The sequence below is a fragment of the Pseudomonas sp. NBRC 111133 genome, from assembly GCF_001320605.1.
GTDB classification, from domain to species: Bacteria; Pseudomonadota; Gammaproteobacteria; order Pseudomonadales; family Pseudomonadaceae; genus Aquipseudomonas; species Aquipseudomonas monteilii.
In genome coordinates, this window is the sequence record NZ_BCBJ01000093.1 from 1 (window position 1) to 21,728 (window position 21,728).

The window sequence follows — 21,728 nt, forward strand, 5'->3', positions numbered from 1 at the left end:
CCGCTCGATTTGCGCACAACCACACCTCTCAAGACATGCGCCTTGCCAACCTCACACATTCTGGAACCCTCCCCCCCCTCAAAGGTCGGAGTTAACCAGACGCAGCACAGGTGGGTTTTGCCCCCGCGCTTGTGTCATCATGCTCCGACCGCCGGTGAGTCCTCCTATAAGCCTTTCTATGAACAAACCATACGCATTGCTGCTTGCCTTCGCCCTGCTCCAGGGCTGCCAGAGCCTGGCCCCGCAAAAGGCCGAGCCTCCCGTCGCCGAGGCCGCAAAGAGCGAGGCCCAAAAGCCCGTGGTGTATGGCTCGTTCAAGCAGGACACACTCTATAGCCTGCTGGTCGCAGAGCTGGCCGGCCAGCGCAACCGCTTCGACATCGCCTTGGCCAACTACACCGACCAGGCCGCCAAAACCCAGGACCCCGGAGTTTCCGAACGTGCCTATCGCATCGCCGAATACCTCGGCGCCGACGAGCCATCGCTGGACAATGCCCTGGTCTGGGCCCGCAACGACCCGCAAAACCTCGACGCCCAACGCGCCGCCGCCATCCAGCTGGCCCGTGCCGGCCGCTATGACGACGCCATGGCCTATATGGAAAAGGTGCTGCAGGGCCAAGGCGACACCCACTTCGACTTCCTCGCCCTGTCTGCCGCCGAAACCGACCAGAGCACCCGCGATGGCCTGCTGCAAAGCTTCGAGCGCCTGCTGGTGAAATACCCGAACAACGGCCAGCTGGTGTTCGGCAAAGCGCTACTGCTGAATCAGGACGGCAAGGCCGAAGAGGCACTGGAGCTGCTGGAGTCGCATCCGGCGCAAAACGGCGAAATCGCCCCCATCCTGCTGCGCGCCCGATTGCTGCAGGCCCTGGACCGTGGCCCGGAAGCCCTGCCACTGCTACGCGGCGCTATCCGCGACAACCCGGATGACAAGCGCCTGCGCCTGACCTACGCACGCACCCTGGTCGAGCAAGACCGCATCGCCGATGCCAAGGGCGAGTTCCTCAGCCTGGTCCAGCAGTACCCCGACGATGACGAACTTCGTTACTCCCTGGCGCTGGTGTGCCTGGAGAACAAAGACTGGGATGAAGCCGAAGGCTACCTGCAGGAACTGATCGAGCGTGACAGCAACGTCGACGCCGCGCACCTGAACCTGGGCCGCATCCGGGAAGAGCGCCACGACCCCGCAGGCGCCCTGCGCGAATACGCACTGGTCGGCCCTGGCCCCGATTACCTGCCAGCGCAACTGCGCCAGGCCGACATCCTGATTGCCAACGGCCGAGGCACCGACGCTTCGCGCCTGCTCGCCGAAGCCCGCGAAGCCCAGCCGGACCTCGCCATCCAGCTGTACCTGATCGAGTCGGAAAGCTACAGCAACAACAACAAGGACGCCCAGGCCAACCAGGTGCTTCAACAAGCCATCCAACGGTACCCGGACGACCTCAACCTGCTGTACACCCGCGCCATGCTGGCCGAAAAACGCGATGACCTGGCACAGATGGAGAAAGACCTGCGCGCCATCATCACCCGCGAACCAGAAAATGCCATGGCCCTGAACGCCCTGGGTTACACCCTGGCCGACCGCACTACCCGCTACAACGAAGCCAAGGCGCTGATCGACAAGGCCCATCAGTTGACCCCGGACGACCCGGCAGTGCTCGACAGCCTGGGCTGGGTCAACTATCGCCTGGGTAACCTCGACGAGGCCGAAACCTACCTGCGCCAGGCCTTTGCCAATTTCCCCGACCATGAAGTGGCCGCCCATCTGGGCGAAGTGCTGTGGGCCAACGGCAAGCGCCGCGAAGCCCGCCAGGTGTGGGCCAAAGGCTTCGAAGCCCAGGCCGACAGCCCCATCCTGCGCAAGACCCTCCTGCGCCTGACCGGATCCGAGACCCTTTAACGCCATGTTCCTGCGCCATTGCATCACCTTCACCCTGATCGCCCTGCTGGCCGGTTGTGCCGGTTTCGGTAGCCGCGAGGCCCTGCAGGGCCACGGCAACCCACAACAGTGGCGCGCCCATAAAGAACAACTGAGCAGCCTCGATGGCTGGCAGATCAACGGCAAGGTCGGCATCCGCGCCCCGCGCGACTCCGGCAGCGGCACGCTGTTCTGGTTGCAGCGCCAGGACTACTACGACATCCGCCTTGCCGGCCCGCTGGGCCGGGGTGCCGCACGCCTGACCGGCCGCCCGGGTGGCGTGGTACTGGAAGTGGCCAACCAGGGCCGTTACGAGGCCACGAGCCCCGAAGCCCTGCTGGAAGAGCAGCTTGGCTGGCAACTGCCGGTGTCGCACCTGGTCTGGTGGGTACGCGGCCTGCCCGCCCCCGACAGCAAGAGCAAGCTGACCCTGGACGGTGACAGCCGCTTGGCCAGCCTCGACCAGGACGGCTGGCAAGTACAGTACCTGAGCTACACCGAACAGAACGGCTACTGGCTGCCCGAGCGCCTGAAACTGCACGGCAAGGACCTGGACGTGACCCTGGTGGTCAAGGACTGGCAGCCACGCCAGCTGGGGCACTGATCACATGCAAACGCTCACCCTGCCCGCTCCGGCCAAGCTCAACCTGTGGCTGCACATCATCGGCCGCCGCCCAGATGGTTACCACGAGCTGGAAACCGTGTTCCAGTTTCTCGAGCATGGCGACGAACTGAGTTTCGCCCTGCGTGACGATGGCGTGATCCACCTGCACACCGAGATAGACGCCGTACCGCACGACAGCAACCTGATCGTGCGCGCAGCCCGCAAGTTGCAGGAGCAATCCGGCACCCCGCTCGGCGCCGACATCTGGCTGACCAAAGTGCTGCCCATGGGTGGCGGCATCGGTGGTGGCAGCTCGGACGCCGCCACCACCCTGCTGGCCCTGGCCCACCTTTGGCAGCTGGACTGGGACGAAGACCGCCTGGCCGCACTGGGCCTGAGCCTGGGCGCCGACGTACCGGTATTCGTGCGCGGCCATGCGGCGTTCGCCCAGGGCGTGGGCGAACAACTCACCCCTGTAGACCCGGAAGAACCCTGGTATGTCGTGCTGGTGCCGCAAGTGTCTGTCAGCACAGTAGAAATTTTTTCACATCCACAGTTGACACGTGATTCACTCCCCCTTAAGATGCGCCCCGTTCCCAAGGGAAACAGTCGAAATGACTGCCAACCGGTGGTAGAGCAGAATTACCCAGAAGTTCGCAATGCGTTGAATTCACTGGGAAAATTCACTGAGGCTCGACTAACCGGCACTGGAAGTTGTGTGTTTGGGGCCTTCCCAAGCAAAGCCGAAGCTGATAAAGTTCTGGCCCTTCTTTCAGCGACCCAAACAGGGTTTGTGGCGAAAGGAAGCAATGTTTCGATGTTGCATCGCAAGCTGCAAAGTCTGGTCAAGAAGTCGAGCGCATAAGCGTTCGCAGCAACAGATACAGGGGCGTCGCCAAGCGGTAAGGCAGCAGGTTTTGATCCTGCCATGCGTTGGTTCGAATCCAGCCGCCCCTGCCATTTTCCTTATACTCATCCAGGTATACCCTCAGCCTTCAGGTACTGCGCGTGTCCAAGATGATGGTCTTTACGGGGAACGCTAACCCCGATCTGGCTCGGCGTGTCGTACGTCAGCTGCATATCCCTCTCGGTGACGTCTCTGTCGGTAAATTCTCCGACGGTGAGATCAGCACTGAGATCAATGAAAATGTTCGCGGTAAAGATGTTTTCATTATTCAGCCGACCTGTGCTCCGACCAACGATAACCTGATGGAACTGGTAGTGATGGCCGACGCCTTCCGCCGCTCCTCAGCATCCCGAATCACCGCCGTGATTCCTTACTTCGGATATGCCCGCCAGGACCGCCGTCCGCGTTCGGCACGTGTAGCCATCAGCGCCAAAGTCGTCGCTGACATGCTCACTGTCGTGGGTATCGACCGTGTTCTCACCGTCGACCTGCACGCTGACCAGATCCAAGGCTTCTTCGATATCCCGGTCGACAACATCTACGGCTCGCCCGTACTGGTCGACGACATCGAAGACCAGCGTTTCGAGAACCTGATGATCGTCTCCCCGGACATCGGTGGTGTCGTGCGTGCACGTGCAGTCGCCAAGTCCCTGGGTGTCGACCTGGGTATCATCGACAAGCGCCGCGAAAAGGCTAACCACTCCGAGGTTATGCACATCATCGGCGACGTCGAAGGGCGCACCTGCATCCTGGTAGACGACATGGTCGACACCGCCGGTACCCTGTGCCACGCGGCCAAAGCCCTGAAAGAACACGGCGCTGCCAAGGTTTACGCCTACTGCACGCACCCTGTCCTGTCGGGCCGCGCGATCGAGAACATCGAGAAGTCGGTACTGGACGAGCTGGTGGTGACCAACACCGTTCCGCTGTCCGCCGCTGCTCAAGCCTGTGACCGTATCCGCCAGCTGGATATCGCACCGGTTGTCGCTGAAGCGGTGCGCCGTATCAGCAACGAAGAATCGATCAGCGCGATGTTCCGCTAAGCGGAACGCGTGTTGATGTGAAGCGCCCCGCCCCAACATGTGTTGGGGCGGGGCTTTTTTGCCATCCCCGTTGGCGCTGGTCGCAAACGCCCTCGGGGGGCTATTTTGGAGAAGCAAAATGACTGATTTCATCCTGAACGCCCAAGCGCGTACTGACCTGGGGAAAGGTGCGAGCCGCCGCCTGCGTCACTCGCAGAGCATCCCAGCCGTTGTCTACGGTGGCGATAAAGAAGCTCAATCCCTGACCATCCTGGCCAAGGAAATCACCAAGCTGTTCGAAAACGAAGCTGCCTTCAGCCACGTTATCGAGCTGAACGTTGACGGCGTTAAGCAAAACGTCATCATCAAGGCCATGCAGCGCCACCCAGCCAAGCAGTTCATCATGCACGCCGACTTCGTTCGCGTTGTTGCTGGCCAGAAACTGACCGCTGTTGTTCCAGTGCACTTCATCAACGAAGAAGCACCGGTCAAGAAAGGCGGCGAGATCTCCCACGTTGTTTCCGAGATCGAAGTTTCCTGCGAAGCCAAAGACCTGCCTGAGTTCATCGAAGTTGACCTGGCCAACGCCGAAGTCGGCACCATCATCCACCTGTCGGACCTGAAAGCTCCGAAAGGCGTAGAGTTCGTAGCTCTGGCCCACGGTGATGACAAAGCTGTTGCCAACGTTCACGCTCCACGCGTTGCTCCAGAAGCAGAAGGCGCTGCCGAGTAATCTACTCGCACGCCGGCGTTGATCGGGTTACAGTGCCGCGCGCCCTGTAACCCACCAACTCCAAGGAAGAGCCCCTGACGTGACCGCCATCCAGTTGATCGTCGGCCTGGGTAACCCCGGCCCCGAATACGAACAGACCCGGCATAACGCAGGGGCTCTTTTCGTTGAACGCATTGCCAGCGCCCAGCGTGTTTCGCTGACCGCTGACAAGAAATATTTCGGCCTGACGGCTAAGTTCAGCCATCAGGGCAACGACGTTCGTTTGTTGATCCCCACCACCTACATGAACCGTAGCGGCCAGTCCGTGGCGGCCTTGGCCAATTTCTTCCGCATCAAGCCGGAAGCGATCCTGGTGGCGCACGACGAACTCGACCTGCCTCCGGGCGTTGCCAAGCTCAAGCGCGGCGGCGGCCATGGTGGGCATAACGGCCTGCGCGACATCATCGCGCAGCTCGGCAACCAGAACGACTTCCACCGCCTGCGGCTTGGCATCGGCCACCCGGGCGACGCCAAACTGGTCTCCAACTTCGTCCTGGGCCGCGCGCCGCGCGCCGAGCAGGAGAAGCTCGACGCCAGCATCGATTTTGCCCTCGGCGTGCTGCCGGACGTGCTTGCCGGCGACTTCGCCAAGGCGATGCGCGAGCTGCACAGCCAGAAGGCCTGATTTCCTTTAGAGAGGGGAATACCCATGGGTTTCAATTGCGGCATCGTCGGCCTGCCCAACGTCGGCAAGTCCACCCTGTTCAACGCCCTGACCAAGTCTGGCATCGCGGCGGAGAACTTCCCTTTCTGCACCATCGAGCCAAACAGCGGCATCGTGCCGATGCCCGATGCGCGCCTGAATGCGCTGGCTGAAATCGTCAAGCCAAACCGCATCCTGCCAACCACCATGGAGTTCGTCGACATCGCCGGCCTGGTGGCGGGTGCGTCGAAAGGCGAAGGCCTGGGCAACAAGTTCCTCGCCAACATCCGCGAGACCGACGCCATTGCCCATGTGGTGCGCTGCTTCGAAGACGAAAACGTGATCCACGTTTCCAACAGTGTCGACCCCAAGCGTGACATCGAGATCATCGACCTCGAATTGATCTTCGCCGACCTCGACAGCTGTGAGAAGCAACTGCAGAAGGTTGCCCGCAACGCCAAAGGCGGCGACAAGGAAGCCCTGGCGCAGAAGGCCATCCTGGAACAGCTGATCCCGCACTTCACCGAAGGCAAGCCTGCGCGCAGCCTGATGAAGAACATGAGCGCCGAAGACAAGGCGGTCATCCGCGGCTTCCACCTGCTGACCAGCAAGCCGGTCATGTACATCGCCAACGTGGCGGAAGACGGCTTCGACAATAACCCGCACCTGGACGTGGTCAAGGCCATTGCCGAGGAAGAAGGCGCGGTGGTGGTGCCGGTGTGCAACAAGATCGAAGCAGAAATCGCCGAGCTGGACGACGGCGAAGAAAAGGACATGTTCCTTGAGGCCCTGGGTTTGGAAGAGCCTGGCCTGAACCGCGTGATCCGCGCCGGTTACGAACTGCTTAACCTGCAAACCTACTTCACTGCCGGCGTGCAGGAAGTACGTGCCTGGACCGTACGCGTGGGTGCCACCGCACCACAAGCCGCTGGCGTGATCCACACCGACTTCGAAAAAGGCTTCATCCGCGCTGAAGTGGTGGCCTATGACGACTTCATCCAGTTCAAGGGTGAGAGCGGTGCCAAGGAAGCCGGTAAATGGCGTTTGGAAGGCAAGGATTACATCGTCAAGGACGGTGATGTGATGCACTTCCGCTTTAACGTCTAAGCGCTAGCCTGCTGTAACCACAAACCCCTTGAGGCTTACGCTTCAAGGGGTTTTGTTTTGCCCGTACATGTACGTGCTTTGTGGGAGATGCTTGAGGCGGGCTTCAGAAATCCCCGCGCAAACTCAGCATGTAGCTGCGCGGCGTGCCGTACGTGGTACCGCGCGTCCAGTAGCCGGTCGAGTCGAAGTACTTGCGGTCCAACAGGTTCTCCATGTCCACGCCCACCGTCCAGTGCTTATCGAGCTTGTACGCCGCCCGTACATCGAACACCGCCCGGCCGCTGTTGCTCACTCCGTTGTAGGCATCGTAGTAATGGGACTGGGCCGACACGCCGCCCCCGACGCTGAGGCGGTTCCACTCACCGGGCAGGGTGTAGTTGGTATTCACCCGCAACAGGTGCTTGGGCGTTTGCGCCGAGATCGGCCCACCCGTCTCTGACTGCGTGGTGTTGAAGGTGTAGCCTGCTGCCACTTGCAGGCCTGGCAGCAACTCACCGCTGGCCTCCGCTTCGAAGCCCTTGCTGCGGCTGATGCCATCGCTGTTCACGTAGCAACGGCCGGCAACGTCATTCGGGCAATTGCCGTCGTTGGCGTAGTCGCGAGTGGCGACGTCTTTCTGCTCGATGTAGAACAGCGCGAAGGACAGGTTCAGGCGCTTGTCGAACAACTCCCCCTTGATGCCGGTTTCATAGTTGGAGCCGATGGCGGGGTCGAGCAACTTGCCGCCAGCACTGCGGTAGCTGGCTTGGGGCATGAAGATGTCCGCATAGCTGGCGTACAGCGACCAGTTGTTGTTCAAGTCGTAGATGGCACCTACAAATGGCGTGAACTCGTGCTTCTGTTCATTGGTGCTTTTACGCTCGCCATCCCAAGCCTCAGTCTTGTACCAGCTCAGGCGCCCGCCCAGCACCAGGCTCAGGTCCTCTGTCATGTGCAAGCGGGCATTGAGGTAGGTCCCGTAGCGGGTGTCGAAGGTGTCATCCTGGTAGTCCCAGCCTTGGCGCGAAGGCTCGGGGACAATGCTGTGGTCCGGGTCGAACACATTGAGCGGGATGGGGCTGTCCAGCTTTACCATGGCGTCCTTGTCGTTCATCTTGCGCCTGGACCAGTTGGCCCCCAGTGAGAGCTGATGGCTCAGACCGAAGGCCTCGAACTCGCCGTCCAGGTGGCCGTCCACCGCGTTGGCGGTGACATCGAACTTGTGAAAACTGGTGTCGTTGATCATCGGCCCCGTGGGGCTGCCGTACTCCAGCGTATCTTCTGCACTCCACTCGATGGCACTGCGGTTGTAGCGGCTTTCGGAATGCGACAGCGCCAGCTTGCCAGCCCAGCTGTCGTTGAAGCGGTGGTTCAGGTCGGCAAACACTTCATCGGTACGGGTTTGCAGCGTGGCCCAGTCCTGGCCCAGGAAGGTGGAACGCTTGAGGTGCGGATTGCTGCCGTCGGGGTTGTTCGGCAGGCCCAGCACACTGTAACCATCGATGCGCGAGGTTTGCCGGCGCAAGCCCAGGGCCACGGTAGTGGCGTCGCTCAGGTCGCCTTCGACAATGCCGTACAGCAACGGCCGCTTGGCCTTGCTGACATCGGTGAAGTAGCCACGGTCCTCGTAGGACGCCACCATGCGGCCACGCAAGGAGCCTTCAGGATTCAGCCTGCCACTGGCGTCCAGGTCGAGGCGGTAGTAATCCCAGGAGCCCGCGCGGGTGGTCACGGACAAACGCGGTTCAGCAGTCGGGCGCTTGCGCACCAGGTTCACCGCGCCCCCGGGGTTACCTGCCCCCACCAGCAGGCCCGAGGCACCGCGCAGTACCTCGACACGGTCGAACACCGCCATGTCGGGGATCATCCAGCCGGTGTAGGCATAGGCCTGCCCGGCCACGCCGTCGACCATGTAACTGTCGTCGGTGATGTCGAAGCCACGGGAACTGAAGTGGTGGTTGCCATAACCACGGTTGGCGCGGGTGATACCTGTGGTCTGGGCCATCACCTGGTCCAGTGACACCAGGTTCTTGTCGTCCATCAGCTTGCGCGTGACCACAGTCACCGACTGGGGGGTGCGCCGTAGCGACTGAGGGGTTTTGCCGATGGTCACGGCACCTGTGGTGTACGAGCCTGAACCCTCGGTGGTTTCGCCCAGGCCCACGCTATTGATATTGGTGGCCCCCAGCTCCAGCGCGCCTTTGGCATCGACCGCCGGCACCACACTGAAGGTGCCACTGCCGGTGACGATCAGTTGCAGACTGCTGCCCGCCAGCGCCTCTTGCACGGCTTGCAGGGCGCTCATCTCACCCTGGATGGCAGATGCCTGTTTGCCGACGACCAAGGCGGGGTCCAGCGACATCACCTGCCCGCCTTGGCGGGCAATGGCGTTGAGGGTGTGCGCCAGGCTGGCGGCGGGCAGGTCGAAACGCAGCAGCTGTTGCTGCGCGGAACCTTCTGCCCAGGCGAAGGCCGTTGGCACGGCGGCCAGGGTGATGGCAAGGGCGAGGGGCCAGGGTTTGAACACGTGGATACTCCTGAATTTTTGCTGTTATCAGGAGAGAGGTGGGACGAGCGAAAAAAACCGGACACGAATGATAAAAATTTTCATTCAATGACAGTCCCCGTTAAAAGATCGGCGGCCATGAACGCCTCGTCAGCGCGCTTCGATCAGGGTCATCCAGGGGCCATAGCGCTCCACCCGTATCGGCATGGTCTCTTCAAGGGCAGCCAAGGTGCGCTCGCTGTCATCCAGCGGGAACACGCCCTGCACGCGCAAGTTGCGCACCTGTGGGATGACGCGGATAAACCCGGGGCGATACGGGCGAAGTGCGTCGATCACTGCCGCCAAGGGTTCGTCCAGCACGCTGAGGTGGCCCTGTACCCAATCGGCGCGGTAGGCCTGGCCGGTAAGCAACGGCTCGATGCGTTGAGCGTGCAACAACGCCGCTTGGCCCTCCTGCAGATCCCGTTCGGTACCACTGGGCAGCGACGCGTGCACGGCATGCTCCAGCACCACTACACGTGTGGCATCGGCCAGTTGCTCGACCAGAAAACGCGTGCCCAACGCGCGTACATCACCTTGGTCGCTGCGCACGATGAACGGCCGGGCAGGGTCTGCCGCAACCTGCACCACCAGCCCTCCTCTGTGCAGGCGTAGCAGGCGACGGCCGTCGGAAAAGGCCAGGTCGACCGCCGTGCCGGCATTCAGGGTCAGCCGGCTGCCATCAGCCAACTTCAGGCTACGACGCTCGCCAGTGCCGGTACGGATATCGGCAGTCAATGCCTGGCCGGTGTCGCTGCGGACTGCAAACCACAGGCTGCCACCCAGCAGAGAAAGCCCGGCCAATGCCCGTAGCACATCACGTCGGCCTGCTTCAGGTTCCAGCAAGGTATCGCGCAAGGTACCGGGGGCCCGACGCACCACCTCAAAGTGCCCGCCCAGGCCGCGCTGCAATTGCTCCCAGGCGTGGGCGTTGGCCGGGTCGTGCCCCAGCCACTGCTGGAACAGTGCCTGTTGCCGGGCGTCGTCACGCCCGGAGCGCAGGCGCACCATCCAGGCAATGGCCTGCTCGGCAGCCGGGCTCAGTGCATGGCGGCTCATGATTGCACCCCACTCAGGTAGCACTGGCGCAAGGCCTGTGTCATGTAGCGGCCGACCGTTCGTTCGGATACATCCAGACGTCGGCCGATTTCCGCGTAGGTCAGGCCATCGAGCTGGCTCATGAGAAAGGCCCTCTTCACCACCAGTGGCAACCCGGCCAGGCTACGGTCGATGGCGTGCAGGGCCTCCAGCAGCAGGTGCGTTTCCTCTGGCGAGGGCGCCAGCGCCTCCGGCAGCAGCATCAGCCGCTCCAGATAGGCCTGCTCCAGGCGTCGGCGGCGGAGGCGGTCGGAGATCAGCCGTCGGGCAATGGTCGAGAGGTAGGCTCGCGGCTGCTCGATGGACGCGGGGTCGACCCGGGCGGCAAGTAGCTGGCAGAACGTTTCGGCAGCCGTGTCCTCGGCGTCCGGGCGGTTGCTCAGTTGCCGATGCACATGCCGCAGTAACCAGCGGTGGTGATCGCTGAAAAACAGACCCAGCTTGCTGGTGTGGGATGCGGGCACGGGCGGGACCAGAAGTTAATGAGAATTTGTCGCATCTTATAGATAGGGCGCCGGAAGCGCTACCCGTCTCCAACACCTATTCTGTCAATCAGCACCCGCCTCCCCCAGAGCCCGCACCATGCCCGAACCAACCCGCTTCGACTGGCAACGCTGGTTACCTGGCCTGGTCACCTTGCTCCACTACAAGCCAGCCTGGCTGGCCAAGGACATCGCCGCCGGCCTGGTGCTCACCACCATGCTGGTACCCGTGGGCATTGCCTACGCCGAAGCGTCTGGCGTACCCGGCATCTATGGCCTGTATGCCACCATTATCCCCTTGCTGGCCTATGCCCTGTTCGGCCCCAGCCGCATCCTCGTGCTGGGCCCGGACTCGGCACTGGCCGCGCCAATCCTGGCGGTGGTGGTGCAGTACGCCGCCAGCGACCCGCAGCGGGCAATCGCCATCGCCAGCATGATGGCGCTGGTCGCCGGGGCGTTCTGTGTGATTGCCGGGCTGCTGCGCCTGGGCTTCATCACCGAATTGCTGTCCAAGCCGATCCGCTATGGGTACATGAACGGAATCGCCCTCACGGTGTTGATCAGCCAACTGCCCAAGCTGTTCGGCCTGTCGGTGGACAGCCAAGGACCGCTGCGAGATATCTGGAACCTGATTCAGGCCTTGCTTGCCGGCCAAGGGCATTGGCCAAGCTTCATGGTCGGTGGTGGCAGCCTGGTGCTGATCCTTTTGCTCAAGCCCTTCAAGCGGGTACCGGGCATCCTCATTGCCGTGGTGCTGGCCACGCTGGCGGTGAGCCTGCTGGGGCTCGACCGGCAAGGCGTGAAGGTGCTCGGCGAGTTGCCCCAAGGGCTGCCCGGTTTTGTCTTGCCCTGGGTCAGCGACATCGACCTGGTGGAGGTGCTGCTCGGTGGCATCGCGGTAGCGCTGGTGTCGTTCGCCGACACCAGTGTGCTGTCGCGCTCCTATGCCGCGCGCCTGAAAATGACGGTCAACCCAAACCAGGAAATGTTCGGCCTGGGTATAGCCAACTTGGCTTCGGGGCTGTTCCAGGGTATTCCGATCAGCAGCAGTTCATCGCGCACGCCGGTAGCCGAGGCTGCCGGCTCACAAACCCAGCTCACCGGCATTATCGGCGCGCTGGCGGTCACCCTGTTGCTACTGGTGGCGCCCAATCTGATGCAGCACCTGCCCAACAGTGCCTTGGCCGCCGTGGTGATTGCCGCCGCACTGGGCCTGTTCGAGTTCACCGACCTCAAACGTATATTCCACATGCAGCAGTGGGAGTTCTGGCTCTCGTTCACCTGCTTTGTCGGCGTAGCCGTATTTGGCGCTATTCCCGGTATCTGCATCGCCGTGGCCATCGCAGTGATCGAGTTTCTGTGGGACGGTTGGCGGCCGCACCATGCGGTACTGGGCCGGGTGGATGGCACGCGGGGCTACCATGATGTGCAGCGTTATCCACAGGCCCGACGCATTCCAGGGTTGGTGCTGCTGCGTTGGGACGCGCCGCTGTTCTTCGCCAACGCCGAGCAGTTCCAGAGCACAGTGATGGCGGCAGTGGACGCGTCGCCTACACCGGTGCAGCGGTTGATCATCGCGGCGGAGCCAGTGACCAGTATCGACATCACTTCGGCCGACATGCTGGCCGAGCTGGACCGGGCGCTGGAAGCACGGGGGGTGGAGTTGCAGTTTGCCGAGATGAAGGACCCGGTTAAGGATAAGATGCGGCGGTTCGGGTTGTTCCAGCATATGGGGGAGAAAGCCTTTCACCCAACGGTGGGCGCGGCGGTGGATGCCTACCTGGATGAGAGCGGGGTTGACTGGCAACCCTAGCCAGCCCGAACCCGGCGCCGATCGATCCAGATCAGCATGGCACTGGCATACACCGACACCGCCAGAAACAGTGCCATGCGCACGGCAAACGCCTTGTACACATCCTGCCCGCCAGCACTGTCCTGCACCGACTGCCCCAGCAGGATCAACATTGTCGTCAGGCAGCTCACCCAGTACGCCGGGCTCTGCCGGTTCGGCACCACCTGGTACAGCCGCCGCGCCTGCCAGAGCGCGAACAGCAGCACCCACAGAAAAAACATCCACAGGTGCACGAACAGGCTCAACGCGCCCCACATCAGTATCGCCAGCAACCCGGCAAGCAATGTTGAGCCAACCAGCTCACGGCTGGCGTCCCGCGCGCGGGTTTCGCCGGCCTGTTGCCCCACACTCACGGCCTTCATGATCAGCGGCATGTACTGATCCGGAGCAATCAGCGCCAGCAGGAAGGTCGGCATCACAATCAACGTGGCGCGCAACGCTACCCAGCTGACATGCTCGCGCGCCTGCTGCCAGTCGAGTTCGTCATTTTCGCCAGGGCGAAACAACCGCTCGGTGATCTCCAGGCTACGCGCCTGGCGCTCGGCGTTCTCGCGCGCGATATCCAGCCGTGCCTCGGCCGTACGCAGGGCGAAGTAGGTGTCGGCCACTTGTGCACGCAACAGCAGCATGGCATCGGCGTAGTTGGCCCGGGAAACGAAGTAGGCCGCATCTGCGCTTTCGATGGCGCGGCTGAAGCGCCCCCCAGAAGTCAATTTCCCAACCGATGTCAAAGCCCACGCTGGATTGCCAGAACACCGAGTCGCGCGCGGCTGCAGCGCCGGACTGGTCTTGCTTCAGGTACAGGCTCTGCGCGCTCAACTGTTGCAACTGTGGATAACGCCCGGTCTGCACGATGGCCCGCTGGGCCCGGGCTTCGGCGATGCGCAGGCCTACCACGCGAAGGTTGGTGTTGTGGGCATCGGCCTCGGCAATCAGCGCGTCCAGCATTGGGTCGGCGAACACCGTCCACCAGCGGCGCAGGTCGGGCGCCGCAGCGCTGCGTCCTGCCTGCTCCAGCAAAGGCGTGCTCCAGCCGGCCAGCCAAGGGGCCTGGGGCTTTTCGAAGTCCGGGCCAACCTGGGTGCAGCCGGCCAGCACTACCAGCAGCCCTAGACCATAGCCGTGCGTGGGCATGGCAGCCCCTGGCTCAGGCAGCAGGTGGTGCCGGTTGCTCCGGCACCTGCAGTGCAACCCATTGCCAGAACAACACGTAGGTGACGCCAAGGATCACCGGGCCGATGAACAAGCCGATGATCCCTTTGACCACCATGCCGCCCAGCGCCCCGATCAGCACCACCGGCATCGGCACGTCCACCCCTCGCCCCAGCAACAGTGGCTTGAGCACGTTGTCGGCCAGCCCGGCAACGAAGGTGTAGATCGCAAACACGATGGTCGCGGCGGTAAAGCCTTCGACGTTGAACACATAGATGATCACCGGCACCGTGACAAGGGTAGCGGGCGCCTGGGCAATCCCCAGCATGAGGATGACGATGGCCAGCATGCCGGCCCCTGGCACCCCTTTGACCACGAAGCCGACGCCGATCAGCAGCATCTGGATGAACGCAATGCCGATCACACCCTGGGCCACCGCACGAATGGTCGCGGTGCACAACTTGGCCAATGGCTTGCCCCGCTCCTCACCCGACACCCGCATGGCGATGCGCTGTGCCGCGATTTCACCACGGTCACCAAAGGCCATGATCACCCCGGAGATGATGATCGCACCGATGAACAGCAAAAAGGCCCCCCCGGCACTGGCCGCCGCCCCCAGCACCGTGCGCCCGGCGCCCTTGAGCTGGGGCATCCACTGGTTCAGCACACTGGCCATGTTTTCGGAGGCCGCCAACCAAAGGGCATGCACCTTCGGCCCGATCAGTGGCCAGGCCGACACGGTGTCAGGTGGGGTCGGCACGCTCCAGGCTCCGCTTTTGAGCAACGTCACCAGGCTGTCCACCGATTCGCCGATGGACATCACCACCAGGTAGATCGGCACCAGCAGCACCACCAGTACCAGCACCACCACCAGCGCCGCCGCATACCCCTGCTTGAGGCCGATACGGCGCTGCAGGCGGCAATGCAACGGGTACAGGGTGACCGCCAGGATAACCGCCCACAGCATCAGCTCCAGAAATGGCTGGAACACCTGAAAGGCAAAGATCACCAAGGCAGCCACCAGGCCGGCTTTGATCAGCACATCGAGCAAGCCCCGCGACAGGGCGCTGTCCAGCATGATACCCGGTTGCATGCTTCACCTCCGAACATTCGGTTCGTCATGTGCCACGGTTCAGTCGCTCGTTTCCGGGGTGGCCTGCACGGGGCTGTCGTCTCGTAACTGCCGCGCCAAGGCCATCATCACCAGCGGTACCACCGCCATCGACAAGGTAATGGCCAGCACCAGCACGTCATGCACCTGCCGAGTCAGCACCTGATGTTCCAGCGCCAGCTTGAACACCACGAAGGCAAACTCGCCACCCGAGGCCAGCACCACGCCCAGGCACAACGCCTGGGCCTTGTTGAGCCCGCCAACCGTACGCCCGAGGCCATACAGCAAGGGCAGCTTGATGGCGACCAGCAACACGGTCAGGCCCAACACCATCAGTGGCATGCCAAACAACAGGCGCAGGTCGGCACTCATGCCCACGCCAACGAAGAACAGCCCCAGCAGCAGGCCTTTGAGCGGCTCGATCTGGGTTTCCAGTTCGTGGCGAAATGGCGACTCGGCCATCAGCACGCCGGCCAGAAATGCCCCCAGTGCCATCGACACGCCCACGTGCTCCATCAGCCAGGCGGTGCCCAGCACTACCAGCAAGGCCGTGGCCGTCGACAGCTCGGGCAAGCCCGAACCCACCGTCCACTTGAATACCGGGGTCAACAGATAGCGACCAAAGACAATCAGCACGCCTATGCCGACAGCCACTGCCAGCAGTGGCCAGGCCCCTTCGTCGGCGGTGCTGACATCGCCCCCGAGCAGCGGCACCACGGCAATCAAGGGAATGGCGGCAATGTCCTGAAACAGCAGGATGGCCACCGCCAGGCGACCTTGCGGCTTGCCCAGGTCCTTGCGCTCGGCCAGTACCTGCAAGCCAAAGGCGGTGGACGACAGCGCCAGGCCCAGGCCCAGCACGATGGCAGCGGGTTTCGATTGGTCGAACAGCCCGTACGCCAGCAGCCCAAGCAGCACCGCAGTAAGCCCTACCTGCAAGCTGCCGATGCCAAACAGCGCCCGGCGCATGGTCCACAGACGCCGGGGTGAGAGCTCAAGGCCAATCACGAACAGCAGCATGACCACGCCCATCTCCGACAGCCGCGCCACGTTGTCCGGGTTGTCGAGCAGGCCGAACACCGAAGGACCAATCAGGATACCCGCCAGCAGGTAACCCGGTACCGCCCCCATTTTCAGGCGCTGTGCCAGCGGTACCAGAAGCACCACGGCCAACAAGAACACCACCGTCGCCTGCAACAGGCTGCCGTCATGTGGCATGAGCTCTTACCCTCGCAGCTCCCCACAGGGAGGGGTTCAGAAGCGTTGTTCGACGAACTTGAACGGGTAGGCCACAGCCTTGTACTTGCCGATCTTGCCGCGCTTGGGCAGCTTCACCACCTGGTCACGGGTGATGTCCTTGTACGGAATCCGGCTGAGCAGATGGCTGATGATGTTCAGGCGGGCGCGGCGTTTATCGTTGGAATGGGCCATGAACCAAGGCGCCCAGGCAGTATCCGACGCGGCGAACATGTCGTCACGCGCCTGGGTGTAGTCATCCCAGCGGGTATACGACTTGAGGTCCATGGGCGAAAGCTTCCACAGCTTGCGGCCATCGTTGATGCGATCCTGCAGGCGGCGGGTCTGCTCTTCGGCGCTGACCTCGAGCCAGTACTTGATGAGGATGATGCCCGACTCGACCATGACCTTTTCGAACACGGGCACACCGATGAGGAACTTGTCGACGAGTTCGTCGGAGCAAAAGCCCATTACCCGCTCGACGCCCGCACGGTTGTACCAGCTGCGATCAAAGATCACTACCTCGCCCGCTGCAGGCAAATGCCCCAGGTAGCGCTGCAGGTACATCTGGGTTTTTTCCCGCTCGGTCGGTGCCGGCAGCGCCACCACGCGAAACACCCGTGGGCTGACGCGCTCGGTAATGGCCTTGATGGTGCCGCCCTTGCCGGCGCCATCGCGGCCCTCGAAGACGATGCATACCTTCAGGCCTTTGGCCACCACCCACTCCTGCAACTTCACCAGTTCCACGTGCAGGTGCTTGAGCGCTTTTTCGTAGGCCTTGCCGCCCAGTTTTTCTGGCTGTTCCTGGGTGAGTTTCTTCCTGGACGGCTTCGACATGACACTCTCCTGAAGGGGAATGAAGAGTCAGTATGGTCGATTCATGACGGTTTGCCGCTTCGCTTGCCGGTTGAAGGGGGCTGCAGTGCAGCCCCCCAAAAACCTACTTGGCCGACTTGTTGTAGCTGGTCATCAGGTTGCGGTAATCCGGAATATGGTTGGAGAACAGGGTGCCCAGCCCTTCAATGTCATTGCGCCAGTCACGGTGCAGCTCACAGGCCACGCCGAACCAGGTCATCAGCTGTGCACCGGCAGCCTCCATGCGCCGCCAGGCGGAGTCGCGGGTGAGTTCGTTGAAGGTGCCGGAGGCGTCAGTGACGACGAACACCTCGAAGCCCTCCTCCAGCGCCGACAGTGCCGGGAAGGCCACGCACACTTCGGTGACCACACCGGCAATCAGCAGCTGCTTCTTGCCAGTGGCTTTTACCGCCTTGACGAAATCTTCGTTGTCCCAGGCGTTGATGTTGCCGGGGCGTGCAATGTAGGGGGCGTCGGGGAACTGTTCTTTCAGCTCTGGCACCAGCGGGCCGTTGGGGCCAGTCTCGAAGCTGGTGGTGAGGATGGTCGGCAGCTTGAAGTATTTGGCCAGGTCGGACAGGGCCAGCACGTTGTTCTTGAAGCGGTCGGGGTCGATGTCCCTTACCAGCGAGAGCAGGCCGGTCTGGTGGTCGACCAGCAGCACCGCAGCGTTGTTCTTGTCCAGACGCTTGTATTGGAAGGCCATGGCGGATCTCCTTGCTTCAGCGGGTTGGGAGTATCAGCGTAGGCAAGGATGCAGGGCTGCAGAGGCCGTCGGTCGGGTTGAGTGGGACCTTCACGCAGGGTTTCAAAGTACGCGTCGGGCTGGCTACCTACTTGGTCGGTTACTTGGTCGGTTGCCTGGTCGCTCCCTTCAGCTTTAAAAGGAAGCGCTACCATCACTTCACAAATTCCTGAACTGATTATTTGCCGCCAGCGATTTTTCCCCTCGCCAACCGCCACCAGAATCGCTTCACCATAATCACAAAAACCGTGAGGCCACTCCCGTGGACCAGACTCTCCAGGTACGGCAGGCGGCCGCCGACCTCGTCGCCGCGTTTGCCAGCAACGATACCGCCCGCTATTTCGCCTGCTTCAGCGAAGACGCCACCTTCCTCTTCCACACCTTGCCGCATCCGCTGCTGTCGCGCCGTGCCTACGAAGACCTCTGGGCCCAGTGGCAGGCAGAGGGTTTTACCGTGCTCGCCTGCGAGTCGGGCAATGCCCAGGTGAGCCTGCAAGGTGATGTGGCGATCTTCATGCACGATGTAGCCACCCATATCCGCATCGCCGGTGAAGAACACCCGTTGAGCGAGCGCGAAGCCATCGTGTTCCGCCGCCACGGCGAACAGTGGCTGGCTTGCCACGAGCACCTGTCGGTCGTATCGCCGGCCTGATCATCTTTTTACGCGGCCCTGCCGCCCTGCCATCGCACCCACAAGAAGGCCCGCGCACTGCGCAGGCAACAACAACCGCGCTGGAGCATCACCATGAGCCACTCGACCGGTATCGAGACCAACGGCGTCGAACAGATCCCCGACGATCAACGCGACGCCTCCCCGCTGGACCTGTTCCGCCTGATCTTCGGCGGTGCCAATACCTTTGCTACCGCCGTGCTGGGCAGCTTCCCGGTGCTGTTCGGGCTGTCGTTCCAGGCGGGTGTGTGGGCGATTCTGCTCGGCGTTGCCGTCGGCGCGCTGATCCTTGCACCCATGGGCCTGTTCGGGGCGCTGAACGGCACCAACAACGCGGTGTCTTCAGGCGCACACTTTGGCGTGCATGGGCGTATCGTCGGCTCGTTCCTGTCGCTGCTGACGGCGGTGGCGTTCTTCTCGCTGTCGGTGTGGAGTTCGGGCGATGCTTTGATCGGCGGGGCCAAGCGCCTGGCCGGCCTGCCGGAAACCGACCTTACCCTCGGCCTGGCCTACGGCCTGTTCGCGGTGCTGGTGCTGGTGGTGTGCATCTTCGGCTTCCGCTTCATGCTGTGGGTCAACAAGATTGCCGTGTGGGCTTCGAGCCTGCTGTTCCTGCTGGGTATCGTCGCCTTTGCCGGACCGTTCGATGCCGGTTACGCCGGCAACGTCAACCTAGACCAGCCGGGCTTCTGGGCAGCCTTCGTCGGTGCCGCGATCCTGGCCATGAGCAACCCGGTGTCGTTCGGCGCCTTCCTGGGTGACTGGTCACGCTACATCCCGCGTGAAACGCCCAAGGCGCGCATCATGCTGGCCGTGATTGCCGCGCAGGGCGCCACGCTGATTCCGTTCCTGTTCGGCCTGTGCACGGCCACCCTGGTTGCAACCCAGGCACCGGACTACATCGCCGCCAACAACTATGTAGGTGGCCTGCTGGCCGTGGCACCGACCTGGTTCTTCCTGCCGGTGTGCCTGATTGCGGTGATCGGCGGCATGTCCACCGGCACCACGGCGCTGTATGGCACCGGTCTGGACATGTCCAGCGTGTTCCCACGCTTGCTCAGCCGCGCCGGCGCCACGTTGCTGATCGGTGTACTGGCGATCGGCTTCATTTTCGTCGGCCGTTTCACCTTCAACCTGGTGCAGAGCGTATCGACCTTTGCGGTACTCATCATCACCTGCACCAGCCCGTGGATGGTGATCATGATCCTCGGCCTGATTACCCGCCGCGGCTTCTACCACGCCGATGACCTGCAGGTGTTCACCCGCGGCCAGCGTGGTGGCCACTACTGGTTCCTGCACGGCTGGAACTGGCGCGGCATGGGGGCGTGGATCCCCAGCGCGGCGGTCGGCCTGTGCTTCGTCAACCTGCCGGGGCAGTTCGTCGGCCCGCTGGGCGACCTGGCCGGCGGCATCGACCTGAGCCTGCCGGTCACCCTGGGGCTGGCTGGCGTGCTGTACCTGCTCTTGCTCAACCTGTTCCCTGAACCTGCTGGCGTGTATGGCCCTCAAGGCCCGCGTTGGGTGCGTTGCAAAAGCACCACGCACACGCCCGTGACCACTGCCGAAATGGCCTGACTGGAAACCGACCATGACCACTTCCCACTATATCGCCGGCCGCTGGGTCGAAGGCCAGGGCAGCGATTGCATCAGCGTCAACGACCCTGCGCTGGGCCAACCGTTCGCTGAATTCATGGCTGCCAGCGTTGCCCAGGTCGACCAGGCCGTGGCCGCCGCCCGTAGCGCCCTGCCCGCCTGGAAAAGCACCCGAGCCAGTGAGCGTGCAGCCTTCCTGCGCGGCTTTGCCGAACAGCTCGGGCAGCGCCGCGAAGCGCTGATCACCTTGCAGATGCGCAACAACGGCAAGCCGCGCCATGAGGCCGAAATCGACCTGGACGACGCCATCGCCACTTTCACCTACTACGCCGAACTGGCAGAACAGCTGCCCTCGAAAAACCGCGATGTACCGCTGGCCGTACCCGGCTTCACTGCCCGCACCCGCCTGGAGCCGGTGGGCGTGGTTGGCCTGATCGTGCCGTGGAACTTCCCGCTGGTGACCAGCGCCTGGAAGCTCGCCCCGGCCTTGGCCGCTGGCTGCACCGTGGTGCTCAAGCCGTCAGAAGTCACCCCACTGATCGAGCAGGCCTACGGCCAGATCGCCGATGCCCTGGGCCTGCCGGCTGGCGTGCTGAACATCGTCAATGGCAAGGCCGAGACTGGCGCCGCGTTGAGCAACCACAACGGCCTGGACAAGCTGTCGTTCACTGGCAGCAACAACGTCGGTAGCCAGGTGATGCGCAGCGCTTCGGCGCAGTGCCGGCCGGTAACGCTCGAGCTGGGCGGCAAGTCGGCCATCGTGGTGTTCGATGATTGCGATGTGGACCAAGCCGTGGAATGGATCGTCGCCGGCATCACCTGGAACGCCGGGCAAATGTGCTCGGCCACTTCGCGCCTGCTGGTGCAGGACGGTATTGCCGATGCGCTGCTGCCGCGCCTGCAGGCTGCACTGGAAAACGTGCGGGTGGGTAACCCGCTGACCGAAGAAGTCGACATGGGCCCGCTGACCAGCCAGGCACAATGGCTGAAGGTGGCCAGCTACTTTGCCACCGCACGCGAGGAAGGTTTGCAGTGCCTGGCCGGTGGCAAGGCGCTGGACCGGGACGGCTGGTTCGTCAGCCCGACGCTGTATGCCGATGTGCCAAAATACAGCCGCCTGTGGAGCGAGGAGATCTTTGGGCCGGTGCTGTGTGCACGGCGGTTTGCCAGCGAGGAACAGGCGATTGCCGAGGCCAACGACAGCCGCTTCGGGCTGGTAGCCACCGTCTGCTCCGCTGACCTGGAACGTGCCGAACGCGTCGCCGATGCGCTGGAAGTCGGCCATGTGTGGATCAACTCGGTGCAGGCCGTGTTCGTCGAAACCTCGTGGGGCGGTACCAAAGGCAGCGGGATCGGCCGTGAGCTGGGGCCTTGGGGGTTGTCGGCCTACCAGTCGGTCAAGCATGTGACGCGGTGCCTCGGCTGATACTGCTGGGG

Annotated in this window: 18 protein-coding genes, 1 tRNA gene and 2 pseudogenes; 12 read left to right on the top strand and 9 right to left on the bottom strand. The window is 62.8% G+C overall.

Annotated features, from left to right (window positions below):
* Positions 1-178: 178 nt before the first annotated feature.
* The 8 genes from APH36_RS21735 to ychF all read left to right on the top strand — a co-directional run bounded on the left by APH36_RS21735 (position 179) and on the right by ychF (position 6,973).
* Positions 179-1,900 carry a tetratricopeptide repeat protein gene (locus tag APH36_RS21735; RefSeq protein WP_060500183.1) on the top strand — a complete coding sequence of 574 codons (1,722 nt, stop codon included), beginning with the start codon at positions 179-181 and terminating at the stop codon, positions 1,898-1,900.
* A gap of 4 nt (positions 1,901-1,904) precedes the next feature.
* Positions 1,905-2,522: a lipoprotein insertase outer membrane protein LolB gene (gene lolB / locus APH36_RS21740; RefSeq protein ID WP_016713311.1), complete on the top strand. Its 618-nt coding sequence runs from the start codon at positions 1,905-1,907 to the stop codon at positions 2,520-2,522.
* Positions 2,523-2,526: 4 nt separating this feature from the next.
* The gene (ispE, locus tag APH36_RS21745) at positions 2,527-3,387 is read left to right on the top strand and encodes a 4-(cytidine 5'-diphospho)-2-C-methyl-D-erythritol kinase (protein WP_060500184.1); all 861 of its coding nucleotides are present in this window, start codon (positions 2,527-2,529) and stop codon (positions 3,385-3,387) included.
* A gap of 20 nt (positions 3,388-3,407) precedes the next feature.
* Positions 3,408-3,482, top strand: a tRNA-Gln gene (locus tag APH36_RS21750).
* Between the two features lie 48 nt (positions 3,483-3,530).
* Positions 3,531-4,472 carry a ribose-phosphate pyrophosphokinase gene (locus APH36_RS21755; protein WP_003247410.1) on the top strand — a complete coding sequence of 314 codons (942 nt, stop codon included), beginning with the start codon at positions 3,531-3,533 and terminating at the stop codon, positions 4,470-4,472.
* Positions 4,473-4,590: 118 nt separating this feature from the next.
* Positions 4,591-5,184 carry a 50S ribosomal protein L25/general stress protein Ctc gene (locus APH36_RS21760; RefSeq protein ID WP_060500186.1) on the top strand — a complete coding sequence of 198 codons (594 nt, stop codon included), beginning with the start codon at positions 4,591-4,593 and terminating at the stop codon, positions 5,182-5,184.
* Positions 5,185-5,263: 79 nt separating this feature from the next.
* Positions 5,264-5,848, top strand: coding sequence for an aminoacyl-tRNA hydrolase (gene pth / locus APH36_RS21765; protein ID WP_012270476.1), 585 nt, complete (start codon positions 5,264-5,266; stop codon positions 5,846-5,848).
* Positions 5,849-5,872: 24 nt separating this feature from the next.
* On the top strand, positions 5,873-6,973 hold the full coding sequence (gene ychF / locus APH36_RS21770; protein WP_016713314.1) for a redox-regulated ATPase YchF: 1,101 nt from the start codon (positions 5,873-5,875) through the stop codon (positions 6,971-6,973).
* 103 nt (positions 6,974-7,076) lie between these two features.
* Here ychF and APH36_RS21775 read toward each other — a convergent pair whose 3' ends face one another.
* The 3 genes from APH36_RS21775 to APH36_RS21785 form a co-directional block, all read right to left on the bottom strand.
* Positions 7,077-9,479 (bottom strand): TonB-dependent siderophore receptor, encoded by a 2,403-nt coding sequence (locus APH36_RS21775; protein ID WP_060500188.1) that lies wholly within the window; start codon positions 9,477-9,479, stop codon positions 7,077-7,079.
* 129 nt (positions 9,480-9,608) lie between these two features.
* Entirely contained in the window at positions 9,609-10,556 is a 948-nt protein-coding gene (locus tag APH36_RS21780) for a FecR domain-containing protein (protein ID WP_060500190.1), read from the bottom strand.
* Positions 10,553-11,059, bottom strand: a complete 507-nt coding sequence (locus tag APH36_RS21785; RefSeq protein WP_060500192.1) for a sigma-70 family RNA polymerase sigma factor — start codon at positions 11,057-11,059, stop codon at positions 10,553-10,555. The genes APH36_RS21780 and APH36_RS21785 overlap by 4 nt, the downstream gene beginning before the upstream one ends.
* Before the next feature lie 118 nt (positions 11,060-11,177).
* Here APH36_RS21785 and APH36_RS21790 point away from each other — a divergent pair, with 118 nt between their 5' ends.
* Complete coding sequence (locus APH36_RS21790; RefSeq protein ID WP_060500194.1) at positions 11,178-12,890, top strand: SulP family inorganic anion transporter; 1,713 nt, start codon at positions 11,178-11,180, stop codon at positions 12,888-12,890.
* Here the strand turns inward: APH36_RS21790 and APH36_RS32150 are convergent.
* The 6 genes and pseudogenes from APH36_RS32150 to ycaC all read right to left on the bottom strand — a co-directional run.
* Positions 12,887-13,387: pseudogene (locus APH36_RS32150) on the bottom strand (hypothetical protein); the annotation flags it as partial. The gene APH36_RS21790 and the pseudogene APH36_RS32150 sit on opposite strands and share 4 nt — an antisense overlap.
* Positions 13,388-13,441: 54 nt before the next feature.
* A pseudogene (locus APH36_RS32800) lies at positions 13,442-13,660 on the bottom strand (TolC family protein); the annotation flags it as partial.
* Positions 13,661-14,076: 416 nt separating this feature from the next.
* On the bottom strand, positions 14,077-15,174 hold the full coding sequence (locus APH36_RS21805; protein WP_060500198.1) for an AI-2E family transporter: 1,098 nt from the start codon (positions 15,172-15,174) through the stop codon (positions 14,077-14,079).
* Between the two features lie 39 nt (positions 15,175-15,213).
* Positions 15,214-16,410, bottom strand: coding sequence for a monovalent cation:proton antiporter-2 (CPA2) family protein (locus tag APH36_RS21810; protein ID WP_060500200.1), 1,197 nt, complete (start codon positions 16,408-16,410; stop codon positions 15,214-15,216).
* A gap of 36 nt (positions 16,411-16,446) precedes the next feature.
* Positions 16,447-17,265 carry a polyphosphate kinase 2 gene (gene ppk2 / locus APH36_RS21815; protein ID WP_060500202.1) on the bottom strand — a complete coding sequence of 273 codons (819 nt, stop codon included), beginning with the start codon at positions 17,263-17,265 and terminating at the stop codon, positions 16,447-16,449.
* A gap of 103 nt (positions 17,266-17,368) precedes the next feature.
* The gene (gene ycaC, locus APH36_RS21820; RefSeq protein WP_060500204.1) at positions 17,369-17,989 is read right to left on the bottom strand and encodes an isochorismate family cysteine hydrolase YcaC; all 621 of its coding nucleotides are present in this window, start codon (positions 17,987-17,989) and stop codon (positions 17,369-17,371) included.
* 301 nt (positions 17,990-18,290) lie between these two features.
* On the opposite strand from ycaC, the gene APH36_RS21825 reads away from it, so the two are divergent.
* The 3 genes from APH36_RS21825 (at position 18,291) to APH36_RS21835 (ending at position 21,717) form a co-directional block, all read left to right on the top strand.
* Complete coding sequence (locus APH36_RS21825) at positions 18,291-18,680, top strand: nuclear transport factor 2 family protein (protein WP_060500207.1); 390 nt, start codon at positions 18,291-18,293, stop codon at positions 18,678-18,680.
* 93 nt (positions 18,681-18,773) lie between these two features.
* Positions 18,774-20,273 (top strand): cytosine permease, encoded by a 1,500-nt coding sequence (locus APH36_RS21830; protein WP_060500209.1) that lies wholly within the window; start codon positions 18,774-18,776, stop codon positions 20,271-20,273.
* Between the two features lie 13 nt (positions 20,274-20,286).
* On the top strand, positions 20,287-21,717 hold the full coding sequence (locus APH36_RS21835; RefSeq protein WP_060500210.1) for an aldehyde dehydrogenase family protein: 1,431 nt from the start codon (positions 20,287-20,289) through the stop codon (positions 21,715-21,717).
* Positions 21,718-21,728 lie beyond the last annotated feature (11 nt).

What these genes read in the sequence shown, in the direction of transcription:
- APH36_RS21735 (WP_060500183.1), top strand. Translation starts at nt 179, where the DNA reads ATGAACAAACCATACGCATTGCTGCTTGCCTTCGCCCTGCTCCAGGGC.
- lolB (WP_016713311.1), top strand. Translation starts at nt 1,905, where the DNA reads ATGTTCCTGCGCCATTGCATCACCTTCACCCTGATCGCCCTGCTGGCC.
- ispE (WP_060500184.1), top strand. Translation starts at nt 2,527, where the DNA reads ATGCAAACGCTCACCCTGCCCGCTCCGGCCAAGCTCAACCTGTGGCTG.
- APH36_RS21760 (WP_060500186.1), top strand. Translation starts at nt 4,591, where the DNA reads ATGACTGATTTCATCCTGAACGCCCAAGCGCGTACTGACCTGGGGAAA.
- ychF (WP_016713314.1), top strand. Translation starts at nt 5,873, where the DNA reads ATGGGTTTCAATTGCGGCATCGTCGGCCTGCCCAACGTCGGCAAGTCC.
- APH36_RS21780 (WP_060500190.1), bottom strand. Translation starts at nt 10,556, where the DNA reads ATGAGCCGCCATGCACTGAGCCCGGCTGCCGAGCAGGCCATTGCCTGG.
- APH36_RS21790 (WP_060500194.1), top strand. Translation starts at nt 11,178, where the DNA reads ATGCCCGAACCAACCCGCTTCGACTGGCAACGCTGGTTACCTGGCCTG.
- APH36_RS21805 (WP_060500198.1), bottom strand. Translation starts at nt 15,174, where the DNA reads ATGCAACCGGGTATCATGCTGGACAGCGCCCTGTCGCGGGGCTTGCTC.
- APH36_RS21810 (WP_060500200.1), bottom strand. Translation starts at nt 16,410, where the DNA reads ATGCCACATGACGGCAGCCTGTTGCAGGCGACGGTGGTGTTCTTGTTG.
- ppk2 (WP_060500202.1), bottom strand. Translation starts at nt 17,265, where the DNA reads ATGTCGAAGCCGTCCAGGAAGAAACTCACCCAGGAACAGCCAGAAAAA.
- ycaC (WP_060500204.1), bottom strand. Translation starts at nt 17,989, where the DNA reads ATGGCCTTCCAATACAAGCGTCTGGACAAGAACAACGCTGCGGTGCTG.
- APH36_RS21830 (WP_060500209.1), top strand. Translation starts at nt 18,774, where the DNA reads ATGAGCCACTCGACCGGTATCGAGACCAACGGCGTCGAACAGATCCCC.
- APH36_RS21835 (WP_060500210.1), top strand. Translation starts at nt 20,287, where the DNA reads ATGACCACTTCCCACTATATCGCCGGCCGCTGGGTCGAAGGCCAGGGC.